This is a genomic window from Methanosphaera sp. ISO3-F5, assembly GCF_034480035.2.
In the GTDB taxonomy this organism is placed as follows: Archaea; Methanobacteriota; Methanobacteria; order Methanobacteriales; family Methanobacteriaceae; genus Methanosphaera.
Window position 1 is genome coordinate 2,448,883 of the sequence record NZ_CP118753.2, and the last position, 14,599, is coordinate 2,463,481.

A 14,599-nucleotide genomic window follows, 5' to 3' on the forward strand; every position below is an offset into this window, starting at 1 on the left:
AAAAAGATTAAAAACTAAAAATTAATACATAGAAAAAAATGGTGATAATAAAATGGCATACGACGCAGAAATTTTAGTAGTAGGATGTGGAAATGTCCTGTTTAAAGATGATGGATTCGGTCCGGCAACAATAGATGAAATTGAAAAACACTTAGATGAAAGACCATTACCATCCAATGTAATGACAATAGATGCAGGAACTAGTGCTCCACATTACATATTTTCATTACCAAACCCATTATGGAAAAAAATAGTTATAATAGACATTGCAGACTTCGGAGGACAACCGGGTGATGTTAAAATATTATCTAAAGATGATGTTCCTCAAGGAAAATATCAAGACCCGCACTCTGTTTCAGTAGCAGATCCTCTTGAAGAGCTACAAGAAGTAGAAATAGTAATCATAGCCTGTCAACCAGAAAAAGTATCTTCACCATTTGTTGAATACGGATTAACCGACAAAGTTTTAGAAGCAATTCCTAAAGCAATAGACCTTGTTTATGAAGAAGTTAAAATATAACTTCAATCCCAAACTTTTTTTTTAAATTGTTTTAAGTTTACCGTATTGTCCTCCACGACCTGCAGTAATTTGTATAGTGTTATCCCTATAAGATTTTATTACTTTTGCAAGTGAAGGGTCTGTTTTTCTTATTTGTTCTATATCTGTATCCAGTAATATGTTGATTTCTGTGCCAAATTTTTTAATCAAATTATCATATCTTGTTTGAACATATTTTGTTGTTATTCCTTTATCATGTACCATGCTAAGCAGTTCTGATAATGGTAGTATATACTGATAATGTGGCCTGTTTTCTGGGTGGATTGGCTGTTCATATGTGGATAATTCCCTGATTCTTGAGAGTACTCCTTTTTTTATTTGTCCTCCACATGTGCATTTCATGTTTTGTTCTGATGCTTTTTCTATAGTATATGATTTATAGCATTTGATACATCCTGTTTCATGGTATTTTCCCATTTTAGGGTTTATTCCATAGTTTTCTATGATTTTTCCTTTCCTTATTGATTTTTGTAGTTCTTTGAAGGATAATTTTTTAATTTCTATCTTGTTAAATTCTCGTCCTATTCTATGAGGCCATGGTGAATGGGAATCAGAGTTTGTTAGGAATGTATAATCTTTAAGTTCCCTTATTGTGTCTGCCAGGTATGTGTCGCTTGATAATCCTAGTTCCACAAAGTCTGGTTTTCGAGTGTAGCAGTCGGTTATTGAATCATATTGTTTGTATATTCCAGTCCATGGTGTGAATATGTGTGCTGGTCCTATCAGGCAATCATATTCTTGTGTAATATCCATTATTTCTGATGCGTTCATCCGTAGTTTTGGTCTTCCATCGGCGTCCATATTTTTTACTGTGAATTCTTCTCTCATCTGCCATGCTGTTTCTATTGAGGGTATTAGTATTAGGTGGTGTATTCTCTGATTATCTTCTACTTCTGTTGTTATTAGGAAATTTGTGTAATTGTTTTCTTGATGTTTAAGTTCGTATATGCCGGTATATTCTTTTTCTTGTAGGTTTTCTTCTAATGTGTTTAACCATTTGGAGTGAAGTGCGTCTCCTGTTGCTATTAAGTTCAAGCCTTTTTTAGATGATTCTTTAGCCATTATTGTTGGAATCATGTTTTTTGATGTTGCCATTGAATATTTGCTATGTACATGTAAATCTGCAGTTATTATCATTTTGTATCACGGCGAAAAAATAGTAATGTGAAATGATGTTGGGGAGAGGATGAGTTTATCCGATGTATCTTAGATCATCAGGACTTTGTACTGGTTGTTCCATGCCCATTGGTGGTAGTTTTTGGGTTGCTGCTATTCTTTTTTGTGTTTCTTCTATTTGTTCTTCTATTTCACTTAAATCTATTTCAAAGTTTAATAATTCAAATAAGACTAGTAGTACTGCTTTTGCTGCACTTGCATCTATATAAAATCCTGGAGTTTCTCCCATTAGACATAGCCCTGGAATGTCTTTTTCTTCAGCATAGTATAGTAATAGACCTGATGCTCCTATTATTGCTCCACCATCTTCTTTTCGTATTTCGGTATTTTCTATTTCTAGAACTTCTTTTATCATTTCTTCGTTGTTTGCTGCAACAAATACTCTGTTTTTGTCTACGAATTCTCCTGTTCCTAATCCTCCTAGTGTGTATATTTTTGTTGCTCCTAGGTCTTCGAAGTAGTCCATTAGTACTTGTGATATTGCTGTTTGTCCTTCAAAGTCGGATCCTTGTGAATTTCCTGTTAGTAGTATTACGTCCTGATTGTTTTCGCCTAAGTCTTTTATGTAGAAGAATTCATTTTTCATGTGTTCTATTAGGCCGTTTTCTTTCATTGTTACTTGTGGTGGGAAGTAATCTGATTTTAGTTCTGCGAATTTTGTTGCGTCTAATTGTTTTATTATTTGGTCTACTACAAATTTTCCTACAAATCCTATTCCTGGTAATCCTTCTAGTACTATTGGATTTTCTAATTTTATTTCTTCTGTTTGGGTTATCTTGTTTTTTTCTACCATTTTAGTCCTCCAAGGCTTCTTGTTGTTTTTTTAGTATTCTTCTATATTTTCCGTATTTGTCTTGTGGAGAATATCTTGCTGGAAATATTACTCCTGTTTTTTCATTACAGTCAGGACATTTTTCTTGTAATGTGTATTCCATACATTTGTTGCATCGTCTCATCTGAAATTTCATAATATTATATTAATCGTATTCTTACTTATAAGTGCTTATTAATTTTTTTTTTACACTTGCAATGTATGTCTGGATTTTTTTTTATTTGAATTGTTTCATGAATTCTTCTAGTTCATCTTTTATTTTATTTAGTTGACTTGAACCAATATGTCCTATGTGTGAATTATATACAACTAGTTTAGAATCATGTATTAGTGAGTGCATAGGTATAGCATCCAATTCTGGTGGGAAATATTGATCCTCCTTTATGGCAATTATGAGAGTTGGTGCTATTATATTTGATACCTTGCCTGTTAAGTCATAGTTTATTGTTGCTTTATTTCTATAATATGCATCATAAACATTTTCTTCAGAATCTTCTTGTGCAAATTCATCCATATAATTATCAATTTCTTCCTTAGTCAAATCCATATAATACTGTCTGGATAATCCAAAAGAGTACATTGCTTTACTGGATAATTGTAATGATCGTTTCATTTGCTTATCAGGACTTCCAAAATCTGGGTCTGATTCAATAATATCATTCATTACTTTTCCAATAATATAATTTTGTCCACCCACCTTATAACTACTGACCAATGATATTACAAAAGCAATATCATTAGGATAATATGCTGCCCATGTTAAAGCTTCAAAACCTCCCATAGAATTTCCTATAAGTCCTAACGGATTAATTATATTCAAGGCTTCTTTCAGAAACATTCTGTTAAAATTTACCATATCCAATACAGTATATTCAGGATATTCATTGAACATATCTGATGTGCTGGGACTGCTACTTCCAGGTGTTCCAAGAGTAGATAAAGAAACAAAAAATAGTTTATTTGTGTCAAATGCTAAATTTTCACCAATAGCCTCTTTGATACGTTTTATTGATGCATAATTTCCACTTGTTCCATGAAAATATATGACTGCATTTGTTATATGTCCTTCTTCATCATATTTTGGTGTTCCGAATGTTATATATTCGACTTTTAAATTTTCTAAAGTTGTACCATTATTAAATGTGAAATTATTTAGAGTATAATAATCTGGATTAATAGATTCTATTTCCATAAAAAGTCCTCAAAAATAGTTTTAAAAAATAATTATAAAAAAAAGTATGTGAATGGAATAAATTTAATCATCTAATTCACGATGGAAACTACCTTCTCCATCATTTTCTTCAATCATTCCAATACATTTATCAGCTGACTCTTTTAATATTTTTTCAGCTGTAGGGTAATCTTGTGCTGTTACCATCACTCTGTATTTAGGTGCTCCCACACATTGAACTTCAACATTATCTGATTCAATAGATTCTAAAGCTTCAATAATTATTTCTACACCATTTGGTTTATATGAAGTTATGTCTATGTATCCAGTGATTTGCACTTCTGGAGTTGAAATGTTTTTCTTAGCTACATCAGTTATTATTTTTGCCCATTCTTCATCGACATCAATTGCTAATAAAACTTCTTCACCCTCATCAGAAGCTAACTCAAATCCTTCATATAAGTCCCCGAATTCTTCCATTATCAGATATCCTACTTCATCATAAGCCTCATCTAAGGTTTTATTGATTGATCTTGCAGATATCTCTAATAATTTTTCTGCTTTTTGTTCTATTTTCCATTGTTGAATTCTACGGGTTCTTTGATCTTCACGAATACGTTTTAATGAAGCATCAACATGACCTTTTTTAGGGTTTACTCTAAGTACACGTGCTACAATTTTTTGGTTTTCTCGTACATAATCTCTTATGTTTTTTACCCAACCAGAAGATACTTCAGATATGTGAATAAATGCTTCTTTTCCTTCATATTCTTCTAGTTTAGCGAATGCACCATAACCTAATACTTTATGAACTGTTCCAACAATTAGATCACCTTCTTCAGGCCATTCTTTGTTCATTCTAACCATATAATCACCTGGATTTAGTAATCTTGTTGTGTGTTATTTAGTGGTTTAATACTTCTACAATTTGTGCATAAATTTTAGAACGTCCACCTTTTGGTTCAACTAATGTTTTACCACAGATAACACATTTTACTGTTGAAGCTGCGTGGTCAAATATAACTTGGTGGTTTTCACAGTCACCACATTTTACTTTTAAGAAATTACTTTGTTGTTTAGCCATTAAAAGTTCCTCCATTAATAAATATTTGCTTAGTTGGATACAAATTCAACTTTTCCTGCACGGAAACCTGAGCCTTTGATGTGAGATTTTCCACATTCTTTACATTTGTATCTTAAGTCTAATTTTTTAACAGGTTTACTTCCTGATGGTAAAGGCCTTGGGTAACCTCTGTAACCAGCAGTTACACGTCTGAACTGACGTTGACCCCATTTAAGTTCACTTGCTTTTCTTCTTTTGGATGTGTGTACTTCGTGTACTGTGTGTGTTTTACATTTTGGACAGTAAGTCCTTCTTTCTCGTGGTATTTTCATCTTTTCACCTCGTCATTATGTAAATTAATTAAATGATAATTAATTTTAATAAAGCATGATTATACTTTAATTCGATAAAATATTTGAATAAATTAGATAGAATTTATTCTTTAAAAAAATATAATACAATTTCTTGTATCGTATTACACAAACAAATATTTTTATGGTCTACATAACTGATTCTATAGCCATATATTTGTTTATAAATAGTTTTCCTAATTGTTCGTTAAACTTAGAACAATCAATAATTTATCTATATTATATTATATTAACCATCTATATTTATAATTAATTATTTTGAAAAACAGATTTAAAAAAAACAATAATAAAAATATTACTTGATAACATTTATAACATCATTATCACTTAAAATTTTAACTATTGATTCTGGTAATAAAACAATATCATCAACAGAAAAAGGACCATAAGTTTTTTCATTCTCATCAAGAATATCAGTTGGTATATCCTTCTTAAATTCAACCAATTCTTCAGTATTAAATGTAGTTTCAACAGTTACTTCAGATTCCAATTCCGTATTATTTTTTTCTTCAGAAACTTCTTCAACTATATTTTCCAGATTATCCTCTGGTTTTGGTTCATTCTGTAATGAAACTGTGTCTTCTTCGGGTGGCTTAGGGCCTTTAAATGGTGTGGTTATATCTCGTTTTACTGGCTTAACAGGATTATTATTTTCATCCAGTAAAATATCATCCGGAGCTTGACCAAACATCATTGCTATTTGACTTTCATCAAGTAGTGGTGCTTTAGGCTTTGAAGTCTTTTTATTTTCATTAATTTCTGGTTCTGCAACATCATCACTAGGAGTGCTTATTGTATCTTCAGGTTCAACTTCCTCTTTAGAAGGAACTTCCTCAACCACTGGTTCTTCTTCAACTGCTGGTTTTTCTTCAACTTTTCTTTCAGTAGGCTTGAAACCAATTTTTGTTTCATTAGACCTGTTTAAAATAATCTTATCCATCAAATGTTCTCTATGATCCACCAGCATATCTACAATTTTCCTATAAAACTCCTCTTCCTCAGGTGTAGTATTATATGGTATCACATCGTACAGGTCAGAATCTTTTTTATGTCCTTTAAAAATATCATGACCCTTCTGAACATTGGTTGCTGCAGTACTTACTATTTTAAATTCTCTTCTTTCACAAATTTCTGTTGTAATTCTTTGAGCATCACGTAATTGATATGCTTCCAATGATAGAGGATTATTGTTAACCATTTTTAATAATTTTTGAAGGTAATTTGAAGCATCAGTATAAAAAGAATCATCTACCTCAGATAATGTACCAGTAGTTCTTTCTTTTTTCTGAATATCCCTTAATTTTTGAAAAAAAGTATCCAATTAAATTCCCCTATTATGAATTATCCTTAAAAAAATATGGAGAGTAATTAATCTTCTTCTATTCTAGGAGCTAATAAAAATGATAATTCTCCTTCATCGTTCATTAATTCTAAAACTAAAGTTAATGGCATGTCATCTCCAAATTGAACATATGTCTTGTCTGCAAATTTTTCTGCTTTGAGCATTTCTTTAATATTTTCTATTGCATAAATTGCTTTAGCTGTTTCTGATAATTGTTCACCATGAAGATATTCTACTTTTGCATCAGCGAAATCACCAACAGCTTCTAATGTAAGATTATCTTCATCAACATTAAATGAAACCCTGTCAGCTACTATTTCAATGTCTTGTATTGCTTCTTTAAGTGTAGCTATTGGTATTGATATGTTTACAGGATATTCTATTTGTGGTTGTGCTGGAGTATCATATTCTAAATCAATGAGTTTTACTTTGAAAGTTTTCTTAATTGCTCCTTCAAAGGTTAATATAAGACTTCCTGCATCTACTGTTAATTCCATAACATCATCAGATTTGGATCTTTTAAGCACTTTCATTAATTCTTCTGTGTCTAAGTTTAGTTTGATTGGTTTATCACATTCATATATATCAAATAAACTTTCTTTTAATTCTAAATGCACGTAAGTAATGTGACTTCTATCAATAGCATTTAATCTTAGTCCGTCTGAGTCTACTTCTATTTGTACTTCGTCAACGATTGATGATATTGCATCAAAACTTGTTTTAAAAATACTTGGGTCGCTTAATACTAGTTTGAACACTATGCCATACTCTCCTTAAAAATAATTTTTATAATATTTTTTTTTAATATATTTTAATCTTTGATAAACATGGATATTAAATTTTATTCTCCAATGACATAAATTATTATTAAAAATAGATTCAGGTTAAAAAAAATAGTTCAACTATTGGAATGAATAGAGGGTCATGCGTTAATTATATAGGGAGATTATTTCTTATTTTTCTTATTTCTTGGTTGTGGCTTAGATGATGAATCCATATCATCCATCATATTAGTTAAGTTGTTTAACCCGGATAATTTCATTATTTCTTTGTAGAATGATAATATAATTAAGATTATACCTAATAATATTAATCCCATAGCTATGGATTCATGTTCTCCGTACATAACATGGTCAGATATTTTAACTACATCTTGCATTGCCTGGAATATACCAATCAATGTAATGATTATACCTACTGCTATCATTATTATTTTTGAAAATGATATTCTGCGAACGGTAATTTTAGGAAGTGGATTTTTTTCTATTATTTTATCTGTATCAAATTGATTAAGTAATGGTACTCCATCACTATCTACTTTAACATTGTCAATGATTTTTGTATCATCATTTAATGATTTTTCCTTATCATCAAATTTATGTACTTGTTTTTTTGGTCTAGCTATAGGTTTTTTATCTTTTTTATTTAATCCTAGTTTAGAGGATAAATCAAATTTTTTACCTTTTTTAGGTGTTTTATTTGGTTTTTGTGGTTTAACTTCTTTGTTTAAAACTGTTTCTTCCTGATTATCTTTTTCAGCATTTACATTATTGAAATCTACCTGTTCTATTTCATCCATCAACTGGAATTTTTCATCTTCAATATTATGATTTTGTTTTTTAGAACTAGGTTCAGAACCCTTAATGATTTTTCCACTTTCACTATCATATTCGGGAACATTTTCTAAATTTTTTTGTTCAAATTCATCAAAGAAGTCTTTTTCAGTTTCTATAGTGAAATTATCATCCAATACATTTAATTCTTCTAAAGGATCATAGTTTTCATTACTTCCTTTGTTTGAACTTTTTTTATTGTTAGTCATGATAAATCACTTCAACCAAAAATACTAAAATATTTATGATTATATTTTAATTTTTCAAATAATAAATAATTTACTATTATACCTTTTCCTTTTAAAAGAAAATATGAGAATCAAATTAAAAAAAATATATTACGATTAGTTATCTAATCGTATTCCCTCCATGTATAATCACATTCTGTGCATCTGAAAAATCTTGTTTCTGATTCATCTGCACTTCTTGTTTGTTGTAACCACCAAAATGCTATTTTATTATCACATTTTGGACAGATTACTTTAATAGTTGGTAATGTTTTCACATTTCCATCAGTTACTATGATAGTATCTTCTTTATCTACTTTTTCCGATACTTCATATTGTTTTTTGGATTCCTCAGTAACTACTTTTTCATAACCGCAAGCATCACATGAGAATTTACCTTCTTTTGGAAATAGTACTTTTCCACAGTCTGGACAAAATTCCATTTATAATCATTTCTCCTACTAATTTGTTTTTTTATTAATAATATATTTGTTAATAATATACCATATAATTATTTAAAATATTCCCGAATCTCTTAATATAATATTATGATCAAATGCTAAATTTAAATTCTTTAATTTATTAATTTCAATAAATTTTGCATCTTTAGCATCTGAATCTGATTTTAATGATCCTCCAATTATTTTTGCTGTGAATGCTACGGTTACCGTATGCCCTCGGGGATCCCGGTTAGGATCTGAATATACTCCGACTAATTTTGTCAATTCTATGTCTAATCCTGTTTCTTCTTTAGCTTCTCTTACTGCTGCATCTTCAACTTTTTCACCATACTCAACAAATCCTCCAGGTATAGCCCAATGATCCATGTAAGGATTATTAAGTCTTTTTATTAGTACTATTTGACCGTCTTTAACAATTATAGTATCTACTGTTAATGCTGGATTTCTATATTCTGTCATGAAAATAAATTTATTAAAAATAGTTAATGAAATTAGTGTTAAAAAGTGTATTAAAAAAAGTTTTAGAAGAATTATTCATTGAATGCATTATTTAATGCTTCTTTGAATTCTGTTGCTTCTGATTTTACTGTTTCTGAAGCTGTTATTATTGATTCTTGTGGATTAGAACTTACTACTTCAAATTCTGGTTGACCAATTAAGGGATGTGTTATATCATATGCTGCTGCACTTACTTCATCCTGTGCCATTAGTCTTTTTCTTAAAATATTACATATTGTATGACTTTCACCAGTTATTTCTAGAACTACGTGTTCTGGTTCATTTTTTATATATTTCACCTTTAAAAACCTCCATAATTACTTGATATATTTCGTGAATCAATTTTACCACATTCACATACTAATTGGTTATTATCAAGTTTCATAAATTTACGACAATCGGTACACATTGCCTTTATAACACCAGTATCCTCTTCAGACGTGCTTAAATCTATATATTCTGCTCCGTATATGTTCAATACTTTTGCTTCTACTATATCTCCTATTTTAAACATCTCATGTAATGAGGATATGAAATCAGTGTTAGCTTTTGATATATGGATAAATCCCTTATATCCTGTCACTAATTCTCGATTAAATCCTTTTATCATTTTTATTGTTACCAGTGCTTTATTCTGTTTGACTTCCGTAATATGACCTATAACATAATCTCCTTCTTTAAGAAAACTTGGAGGATTACTTGCTTGTATGGATATTGTTTTTTCATCCTTATCTATGACAATCCTTCCATTAATACTTGCTTTAACGAATCCATCCTCTATGTATGTCCATTCTGATGGTATGTACTCTTCATAGGTACATAATACTTCTCCAGGCAGAACGAAGTCATTTTCTTTATGAAACATAATTACATTACTCAAGCTATTATCAGAATTATATAATATATTATTTATTTTCTTTATAAATAATAAAAGTATCTATAATTGTTCATCATGGATAATTATTTCATCCATCATGTAATCATCCCAGTCCCTTAAGCCAAGAACTATCTCCAACTCCTGAGGCGTAAGTACTGGTTTCTTGTACATTGCACTGTCATCTATAGCAATTCTAGGACATGCAGTCATAACAAATGCATCAAGATTGTAAGGTAACAGTAAATCCGGTGATATGTAATCCATGTTAAGTATTTGTGCTTCATAACCCTGTTGTCTTATCATTTCCTTAAGCTTTAATGCTAAATCAAACCTTAGTTGACCTTTCTTGGATGACATTATAATACCAAATGATTTAGCATCACCTGCCTTTGTTATTCGGGCAAACCGTACACGTATAATTTTATCAGCAAATTCTTCAATATCACGTGATTTTCCTATGAATGGATCGGCCACTACCACTTTCTTGTTTGTGAATAGTTTCACTCCCAATGCATGGAAATCTCCACTACCCACATATATTACTACATCCACATCCAGATTTTTTATTGAAGTGAAATTACATCCAAGTACTTGTCCTTTACCAGTTCCCTGCCCATTATCCAGTTTTACATCATATCCTCTGTCCCGGATTGTTTTTATCATTTCATCTATTTTATGTATGTGTTGGGTTGTAGTTACAAGTCCTACTGTTTTAACATCATCATCCAGTTTACTGAGTGCATCAATTATTGGTGCTTCAACATCAGCCGTAGAGTGTGCTTCAATAAATAGTACAGGACAATCTGTCCTGATAGGAAGGGGAGTATGAGCAAAGTGTACAACAAGGTCAATATGCTTATTTACCTTAATATCAGCCAAATCACAAGCTCCGAAACATGGATCAGCATCTATAATTATGTTAACATCTGGTAATTCCTTTTGTATTGTGTTTGAAACGCTGACTGCATCACTCTTTAATCCTTCAGGAAACTGTAAAATAACATTCGTTGCATCTATTTTTTTTATCTTATCTATTATTACATCAATTTTGTAATCATAATTAAGAGTAGCCATAATAATAACCTAATCTTCAACTATAGTGACTTTTCCATCAACCATCTTAATTTTAACTAATGTGTTGATTTTCTTACCTGTTGCATCTTCAACTATTATTTTTCCATCATCTTTTTCTATAGGAAGAATTATATGTTCAATATTTACTCCAATTTTATCTAATGCAGATATTACACTTATCAGTGTACCACCAGTACTTACAACATCATCAATTAGTAATATATTGTCCTCTTTTTTAATGTTGTTAATGAATAATTCACTTTGACCATACCCTGTTTCCTGGTGTACTTGTTGTTCTCCTTCTAATCCATAGGATCGTTTCCTTATAACTACGAATGGAATGCCTGTTTTTAATGATAATGCAGTAGCTAATGGAATACCCATTGATTCTACTCCTACAATCTTATTAACATTTGATAAATCAAAATTATCCACTATGTAATCCATTATTGAATTTAACAATGAAGTTTCGACCAATGGAACCCCATCACTTATAGGATGTACGAAATAGAAATATTCACCCTTTTTAACTACAGGACATTCAACTAATGATTTTTTTAATTCTTCTAACATGATACTATCCTCAAATTACTTTAATATATATAATATATATACTCCGATACAATTGAAATACTTAATTATTAAAGTGATTGAAGATATATTATATAATAATAGACAATTAATAATAAAGCACAAGGGGAGGTTAACAGATGCTAGAAGGATTAAGCGATAGTCTAACACAAACTATGAAAAAACTAGCAGGAATGTCAATAATAGACAAAAAAACACTGAAAGAAGTAACCAAAGATATTCAACGTGCATTAATACAGTCCGACGTAAACGTTAAAGTAGTTTTCGGATTAACAAAGAAAATAGAAAAACGAGCACTAGACGAAGAATTACCAAAAGGATTAAGTCCAAAAGAACATGTGATGCGCATAGTTTACCAGGAACTAGTAAACCTTATTGGAGAAAAACCAGAAGAACTAAACATTACACATAAACCCTACAAGATAATGATGTTAGGTTTACAAGGAAGTGGTAAAACAACCACAACAGCAAAACTTGTAAGACACCTTAAAAAGAAAGGACAAAACTGTGCAATAGTATGTACCGACACATGGAGACCAGCAGCATACGAACAATTAAAACAATTATGTGAACCACTGGACACACCAGTATTCGGAGACCCACAAAACAAGGACGCCATTGACCTGGCACAAAAAGGATTAGAACAATGTGGAAACAAGTACGACGTGATACTAGTAGATACAGCAGGTCGTCATAAAGAAGAACAAGACTTACTAGATGAAATGAAAGAATTAAGTACAGTAGTAAAACCAGACGAAGTTATACTAGTAATAGATGGTACAATAGGTCAACAAGCACGTAACCAAGCAGAATCATTCAAACAAACCACAGATATTGGATCAATAATAGTAAGTAAATTAGATGGTTCAGCAAAAGGAGGGGGTGCATTATCTGCAGTAGCAGAAATACATGCTCCAATCAAATTCATAGGTACCGGGGAACGAGTAGATGACTTTGAAGCATTCGACCCAGAAAGATTCATATCAAGACTACTGGGAATGGGAGATCTTGATACATTAATCGAAAAAGCAGCAGAAGTCACATCAGAAAAATCAGACCAGGAAATGATTGACTCAATCATCAGTGGTAAATTCACATTAAAAGACATGGAAAACCAATTAAACATGATGAACAAGATGGGACCTATACAACAAATCATGAAACTAATTCCTGGATTAGGAAACCAGTTACCAGCAAATGCATCAAAAGTAACTGAAGATAAACTCAACACATACAAAATCCTAATGAACTCCATGACAGACTATGAACTAGAAAATCCAGAAGTAATCAAAAAATCCAGAATAACCCGTATAAGCAGAGGAGCAGGATTAACCAATGATGACGTGAAAGACCTCCTGAAATATTATAGTGTAACCAAAAAAGCACTAAAAGGAATGGGTAAACGTAACATGGGCGGACCAATGGGTAAACTCATGAGACACATGAATAGACAATAAACCCTGTTTCCACCCCCTTTTTACATCATTTTAATAAGAATAACTATTTTTTAATAAAAAAAATTAACAAGGAAAATAAAATGTCAACAAATAATGAATATAAACTATGTTCTAGATGCCTAGCAAGGATAAGTAGAAAATTTCAGAAAACAGAAGAAAACGAAAAATGCAGTATCTGCGACAACCTACTCCTACACGAAGACAAGATATACCAACTAATCTATAACAAGATACATAAATTTGACATAGAATTTAACACATTTTACATAGCATGTCAAGTAACTTATGATAAACTAAACATAGCAGAAAAGAATATTCATAAAGAAGTCAACTACCAGGGAAACAATGGATTGAAAAAACAGTTACGGAAAGACTTATCCCAGATGCTAGTTGAGAAAATGGGAAAAACAATAGACTATAAAAATCCGGAAGTAGTTATCAACATAAAAATCAGAAAAAAACCATTCAAACACAACCCATACCCAGAAATAAACAATTTAACAGTATTCATAGACAGCAACCCCCTATTTATCGAAGGAAAATATCGTAAACTAATCAGAGGAATACCACAAACAAAGTGGCCATGCACAGAATGCAAAGGAAAAGGATGTTCAGCATGTAATGGAACAGGCCAACAATATCCGGAAACCGTAGAAGGATTAATAGGAAAACATTTACTGCCCATGGCAAAAGGAAAAGAAATAAAATTCCATGGATCAGGACGAGAAGACATCGATGTACTTATGCTAGGAGAAGGAAGACCCTTCGTAATAGAAGTAAAATATCCATTCAAGAGAAGTATTGACCTAAAATTCTTAAGAAGAGTGGTAAACAGTCATAGCGATGGTAAAATAGAGATAAACGACCTGAAATTCGTAGACAATAACAGACGTGCAAGCATTAAAAAAAGTTCTACAGAAAGTTATAAAGTTTACTCTGCAATAGCCGAATTTGAAAATGGTGTTACAAGTAATGATATTAAAAAAATAGAAAAACTAAACATAATAGAACAAAGAACACCAAAACGAGTAGAACATCGCAGAGCAGATAAAATTAGAACAAGAAAAATAATGAATCTTGAAGTAGAACGAATAAACAGTAAAAAATTAAGGTTAATCATTAAATGTCAGGGAGGATTATATATAAAAGAACTAATCTCCGGTGATGAAGGAAGAACCCAACCTAGCGTTAGCAGTGTTTGTAAAAACAAATCAATATGTTCACAATTAGATGTTTTGAAAGTTCATATTCCACAATAGCATAGTCTTTCTATTGTTCTGCAAGGAA

Annotated in this window: 19 protein-coding genes; 3 read left to right on the plus strand and 16 right to left on the minus strand. The window is 31.0% G+C overall.

What is annotated here, in order from left to right; translation table 11 throughout:
• Nucleotides 1–52 precede the first annotated feature (52 nt).
• A complete protein-coding gene (gene frhD / locus PXD04_RS22390) occupies nucleotides 53–520 on the plus strand; it encodes a coenzyme F420-reducing hydrogenase, FrhD protein (protein WP_323737009.1) in 468 nt (155 codons plus the stop codon).
• 21 nt (nucleotides 521–541) lie between these two features.
• Here the strand turns inward: frhD and PXD04_RS22395 are convergent, their stop codons facing one another.
• From PXD04_RS22395 to hpt, 16 genes are all read right to left on the minus strand, one after another.
• The gene (locus tag PXD04_RS22395; protein ID WP_323737010.1) at nucleotides 542–1,696 is read right to left on the minus strand and encodes a TIGR00375 family protein; all 1,155 of its coding nucleotides are present in this window, start codon (nucleotides 1,694–1,696) and stop codon (nucleotides 542–544) included.
• A 55-nt stretch (nucleotides 1,697–1,751) separates the two neighbouring features.
• Complete coding sequence (locus PXD04_RS22400) at nucleotides 1,752–2,528, minus strand: proteasome assembly chaperone family protein (protein WP_323737011.1); 777 nt, start codon at nucleotides 2,526–2,528, stop codon at nucleotides 1,752–1,754.
• 1 nt (nucleotide 2,529) lies between these two features.
• Nucleotides 2,530–2,703 (minus strand): RNA-protein complex protein Nop10, encoded by a 174-nt coding sequence (locus PXD04_RS22405; protein WP_323737012.1) that lies wholly within the window; start codon nucleotides 2,701–2,703, stop codon nucleotides 2,530–2,532.
• Nucleotides 2,704–2,784: 81 nt separating this feature from the next.
• Nucleotides 2,785–3,759: an alpha/beta fold hydrolase gene (locus PXD04_RS22410; RefSeq protein WP_323737013.1), complete on the minus strand. Its 975-nt coding sequence runs from the start codon at nucleotides 3,757–3,759 to the stop codon at nucleotides 2,785–2,787.
• Nucleotides 3,760–3,822: 63 nt separating this feature from the next.
• Nucleotides 3,823–4,605, minus strand: a complete 783-nt coding sequence (locus tag PXD04_RS22415; protein ID WP_323737014.1) for a translation initiation factor IF-2 subunit alpha — start codon at nucleotides 4,603–4,605, stop codon at nucleotides 3,823–3,825.
• 37 nt (nucleotides 4,606–4,642) lie between these two features.
• Entirely contained in the window at nucleotides 4,643–4,822 is a 180-nt protein-coding gene (locus tag PXD04_RS22420) for a 30S ribosomal protein S27e (protein ID WP_323737015.1), read from the minus strand.
• A 29-nt stretch (nucleotides 4,823–4,851) separates the two neighbouring features.
• Entirely contained in the window at nucleotides 4,852–5,133 is a 282-nt protein-coding gene (locus PXD04_RS22425) for a 50S ribosomal protein L44e (RefSeq protein ID WP_323737016.1), read from the minus strand.
• 334 nt (nucleotides 5,134–5,467) lie between these two features.
• Nucleotides 5,468–6,493, minus strand: a complete 1,026-nt coding sequence (locus PXD04_RS22430) for a hypothetical protein (protein WP_323737017.1) — start codon at nucleotides 6,491–6,493, stop codon at nucleotides 5,468–5,470.
• A 47-nt stretch (nucleotides 6,494–6,540) separates the two neighbouring features.
• Nucleotides 6,541–7,272 carry a proliferating cell nuclear antigen (pcna) gene (gene pcn / locus PXD04_RS22435; RefSeq protein WP_323737018.1) on the minus strand — a complete coding sequence of 244 codons (732 nt, stop codon included), beginning with the start codon at nucleotides 7,270–7,272 and terminating at the stop codon, nucleotides 6,541–6,543.
• 188 nt (nucleotides 7,273–7,460) lie between these two features.
• Nucleotides 7,461–8,336, minus strand: a complete 876-nt coding sequence (locus tag PXD04_RS22440; RefSeq protein ID WP_323737019.1) for a hypothetical protein — start codon at nucleotides 8,334–8,336, stop codon at nucleotides 7,461–7,463.
• A gap of 143 nt (nucleotides 8,337–8,479) precedes the next feature.
• A complete protein-coding gene (locus PXD04_RS22445) occupies nucleotides 8,480–8,797 on the minus strand; it encodes a transcription factor S (RefSeq protein WP_323737020.1) in 318 nt (105 codons plus the stop codon).
• A gap of 72 nt (nucleotides 8,798–8,869) precedes the next feature.
• On the minus strand, nucleotides 8,870–9,274 hold the full coding sequence (locus tag PXD04_RS22450; RefSeq protein WP_323737021.1) for an NUDIX hydrolase: 405 nt from the start codon (nucleotides 9,272–9,274) through the stop codon (nucleotides 8,870–8,872).
• A 71-nt stretch (nucleotides 9,275–9,345) separates the two neighbouring features.
• Nucleotides 9,346–9,612 (minus strand): DNA-directed RNA polymerase subunit L, encoded by a 267-nt coding sequence (locus PXD04_RS22455; protein WP_323737022.1) that lies wholly within the window; start codon nucleotides 9,610–9,612, stop codon nucleotides 9,346–9,348.
• 2 nt (nucleotides 9,613–9,614) lie between these two features.
• Nucleotides 9,615–10,178, minus strand: a complete 564-nt coding sequence (locus PXD04_RS22460) for an exosome complex RNA-binding protein Csl4 (RefSeq protein WP_323737023.1) — start codon at nucleotides 10,176–10,178, stop codon at nucleotides 9,615–9,617.
• A 72-nt stretch (nucleotides 10,179–10,250) separates the two neighbouring features.
• Nucleotides 10,251–11,264: a diphthamide biosynthesis enzyme Dph2 gene (gene dph2, locus PXD04_RS22465; protein WP_323737024.1), complete on the minus strand. Its 1,014-nt coding sequence runs from the start codon at nucleotides 11,262–11,264 to the stop codon at nucleotides 10,251–10,253.
• 9 nt (nucleotides 11,265–11,273) lie between these two features.
• Nucleotides 11,274–11,837, minus strand: a complete 564-nt coding sequence (gene hpt / locus PXD04_RS22470; RefSeq protein WP_323737025.1) for a hypoxanthine/guanine phosphoribosyltransferase — start codon at nucleotides 11,835–11,837, stop codon at nucleotides 11,274–11,276.
• 137 nt (nucleotides 11,838–11,974) lie between these two features.
• Here hpt and PXD04_RS22475 point away from each other — a divergent pair, with 137 nt between their 5' ends.
• Together PXD04_RS22475 and PXD04_RS22480 are read left to right on the plus strand one after the other, a co-directional pair.
• Complete coding sequence (locus tag PXD04_RS22475; RefSeq protein WP_323737026.1) at nucleotides 11,975–13,312, plus strand: signal recognition particle protein Srp54; 1,338 nt, start codon at nucleotides 11,975–11,977, stop codon at nucleotides 13,310–13,312.
• 80 nt (nucleotides 13,313–13,392) lie between these two features.
• Nucleotides 13,393–14,571: a tRNA pseudouridine(54/55) synthase Pus10 gene (locus PXD04_RS22480; protein WP_323737027.1), complete on the plus strand. Its 1,179-nt coding sequence runs from the start codon at nucleotides 13,393–13,395 to the stop codon at nucleotides 14,569–14,571.
• The last annotated feature ends 28 nt before the right edge of the window (nucleotides 14,572–14,599 follow it).